The organism is Wenjunlia tyrosinilytica, assembly GCF_014646055.1.
GTDB classification, from domain to species: domain Bacteria; phylum Actinomycetota; class Actinomycetes; order Streptomycetales; family Streptomycetaceae; genus Wenjunlia; species Wenjunlia tyrosinilytica.
Genome location: NZ_BMMS01000111.1, coordinates 1 through 2,813 on the forward strand (window position 1 = coordinate 1; position 2,813 = coordinate 2,813).

Annotated in this window: 3 protein-coding genes; all 3 read right to left on the reverse strand. The window is 67.4% G+C overall.

Annotation, left to right across the window (positions count from 1 at the left end; genetic code table 11):
* Nucleotides 1–450: DUF5954 family protein (locus IEY86_RS35710; RefSeq protein WP_265806205.1), on the reverse strand; the 450-nt coding region annotated here is incomplete at its 3' end.
* Nucleotides 451–569: 119 nt separating this feature from the next.
* Nucleotides 570–695, reverse strand: coding sequence for a hypothetical protein (locus IEY86_RS37760; RefSeq protein WP_265806203.1), 126 nt, complete (start codon nt 693–695; stop codon nt 570–572).
* Between the two features lie 1,373 nt (nt 696–2,068).
* Nucleotides 2,069–2,614 carry an AAA family ATPase gene (locus tag IEY86_RS35715; RefSeq protein WP_189136061.1) on the reverse strand — a complete coding sequence of 182 codons (546 nt, stop codon included), beginning with the start codon at nt 2,612–2,614 and terminating at the stop codon, nt 2,069–2,071.
* Between the last annotated feature and the right edge of the window lie 199 nt (nt 2,615–2,813).

Genomic DNA, 2,813 nt, shown 5'->3' on the forward strand with positions numbered 1-2,813 from the left:
GCCCACATCCGGCGAAAGGGCCTCGGGCCGGGCCTGCCAGGAGGCGTCGATCGGTTCCGGATCGGTGGGCCGCGGTGGTTCCAGTCCGTCCGCGTTGCTGCGTGCGAACTCCTCCCCGCTGACGACCCGGTACCTGATACTCAGGATCTCCAGTTCGTTGACAGGTTCGCGTTCGAGGACCGATACGGCCGCCAGCAGCTCCCGCCGTGCGCCCGGGTCGGTGGTGTCGTCCTTGGCCTTGAACCACAGGTGCGAGTTCAGGCCGTCGCGGGCTTGCTGAGGCATGCCGTCCACCACCGGCCTGAGCAGCCGCCAGTGCGGTCCGTGCGCGGGATCGAGTTCCGCGATACCGAAGACCCTTCCGCGCAGCGAGAGGTTGGGATAGCGCCGGGAGGCATCCACCGCGTCAGCCTCGGCCACCCACGCGGCGGGATCTTCGCGACGGACCAGCCCCTCGTGNGAAGGACCAGCGGTGTACCCGTGTTCGGTACGGAAGCCTCACACAGCAACCGGGCTGGTTCCCAACCCCCGAGGGAAAGGAAACAGCCCGGCTTGCGGCCACCGGTCGGCTATCCGTTGCCCTTCGGCGTCGTCAGACGGAACGTGCGCGGCCGGTCGTCCACCTGCTCGGCCATACCCTGCCCGACAAGCGTGACCAGAGCATTGGCGATGGCACCCGAGGACTTCTCCACCACGCGGCTGATGTGCGTGGCGGTGAACGCCTCTGCGGGGTGCTCCCGCAGATAGGTGAGAACGATCTGCCGCAGCGCTCCCGGCGCGAGCCGCTTGCTCTCACCAGGCGGGACAACCGCCTCCGACGGTACCGCCGTCAGTGGTGCCTGAGGGGCAGCGCCGCTCTCGGTGTGCGGGCTCTCATTGCCGCCGGCTTGACGCGTGGGGGCTTCGCCTCCGCCGTCAGCGCTGAGGGGCCCGCCACCTTGAGCCGGGGTCCCACAGCCGAGCTGTCACTCGAGCTCGCCCAAGCGTGCGAGAATCTCGCAGCAACTCAGCAGCTAACACGGCTGCCCGTCGCGTCGAGACCGCCGTACCCAGCCGTACGGCGCGGCAGCGACCTCGTCGCGAGGCCGCGGATGGCCAACTGGACGGACTGTCCGCAGGCTTGATCCATGGTGGGGCACTGACCCGGGCGGGGCGTGACTGCGGTTTGGTAGGCAGTGACAGCAGACGAAAGTGGTCAGTCTGATGGGTTGGCCGGAGTGATGACCCTCGGGTATCGGGGACTTGGTACATGCGCCAGGTGCTGTGGTATCGCACAGTGCCGAGCGGTACAACGATCACGGATGAGGTGAGTGCGAGTTGCTGCAGCTCGCGCGGTCGGCCCCGCGGATGACCCGGAATCTGGGAGAAGCGGAAGCGGCACCGTTCGTGAATCCGTCGGCCTCGGATGGTCAACGGAACATCGGCCAGTTCCCGTGCAGGACGAGTACGTCTCCAGGCCGTACATGACCGTGGTGCGTCTGCGTCCGCGCCCCACATCTCCTGGTGCGCTACCAGGTTCCGGGCCCAGCGCTGCCAGCGGTTCGTGGGCTCGCCGCCGCTTCGCCGGGTCCCCCGCCGTGTTCTCAAACCCACCCGGAACGGTACGTGACAGCCCCGGCGGTGTGGACCAGCCGGGGCTTGTCGAGGTGATCAGAGGGCCAGGAAGTCCCGCACTTTTACCCCGGCGCGAACGCCCGCCACGCTTCGGCAGGGAAGGAGAACGACGTCGTACTCGAAGCCGCGGACAGAGCAAGAACGGCACCTCGTCGGGAATCCCGGCTTCGTCCAGCCATGGCTCGGGATCACGAGGGGCGTTCTGCATGAACCACGGCCACTCCTCAAGCTGCGGTAGCTCTCGGCTCGGGTAGTGCACCGACCACGTGTCCCTCGCCTGTATCACCCGGCGGTAGGTGGTCACTGACCGACCGGCCCCACAGAATCCAGAGATGAACGAACCGCGCCCTGTTCCGCCCGTAAGCGACAACGTCAGCCCGCTTCGGATGCGTACATCGATCTTCGGTAGAACGACGGCGACTCATGGCGCGGTCGAGGTGGGAAAGCAGCAGGCTCAGTTGACGCGCGCGGGCAAACCTGCGAGACCTGTGTCGCGCATGATGCGCTCGACGGTGTCGACGAGGGCGCTGCCGACTCCGATGACGGTCTCGACGCCACCGGGGAGGAGGTCGCGCTCGCGATACCAGTCACGCAGCTCCCGCTCGGTGACCTGAGCCAGATAGTCGGGATCGGCCTTTGAGGCATGGCGCGTCAGCGTCTCCTCAATGGGGATATCGAGGTAGTAGCAGCGGGAGACTCCGCAGTGGTCGCCGAGCAGGCCCGCAAGCATGTCGCCATAGCGGTCGGCGGACAGGATGCCCTCGACCACCACGTGGTAGCCGGCGTCCAGCGCGTAGCGGGCGACCGTGTCGATCAGCCCGATGTTGGCACCGCCAGGCACATCACGCTCCTTCAGCACGATCCGCCTCAAGTTGTCCTGGCCGACCAGAGCCAGGCCGCAGCCGAACCGGTCCCGGATCCCCGCCGCCACCGAGGACTTGCCCGACGCCGAGTTCCCTCGAACGACCACGAGCCGGGTCTCTTCGCTTCCCACGATCATCCGGGGCACGCTACCGGCCTCCAAGGAACCTGCGGCACAGTGTTCGAACGAGGCCTGTGACCACCCGACCACAAGCGTGGGTCTCGCGGGTGAAGAACTTCTCACGGGGCGAGACAGCTGGACCAGCCCGTTCAGCGTGTCACCGGCGGAGAGGCATCCCCAAGCATCAGCAAGGTGCTCGAGCGCGCGGCCCTCGCCG

Bases quoted from the DNA above. Each gene is read 5' to 3' on its own strand.
- IEY86_RS35715 (WP_189136061.1), bottom strand. From the start codon at position 2,614: ATGATCGTGGGAAGCGAAGAGACCCGGCTCGTGGTCGTTCGAGGGAAC.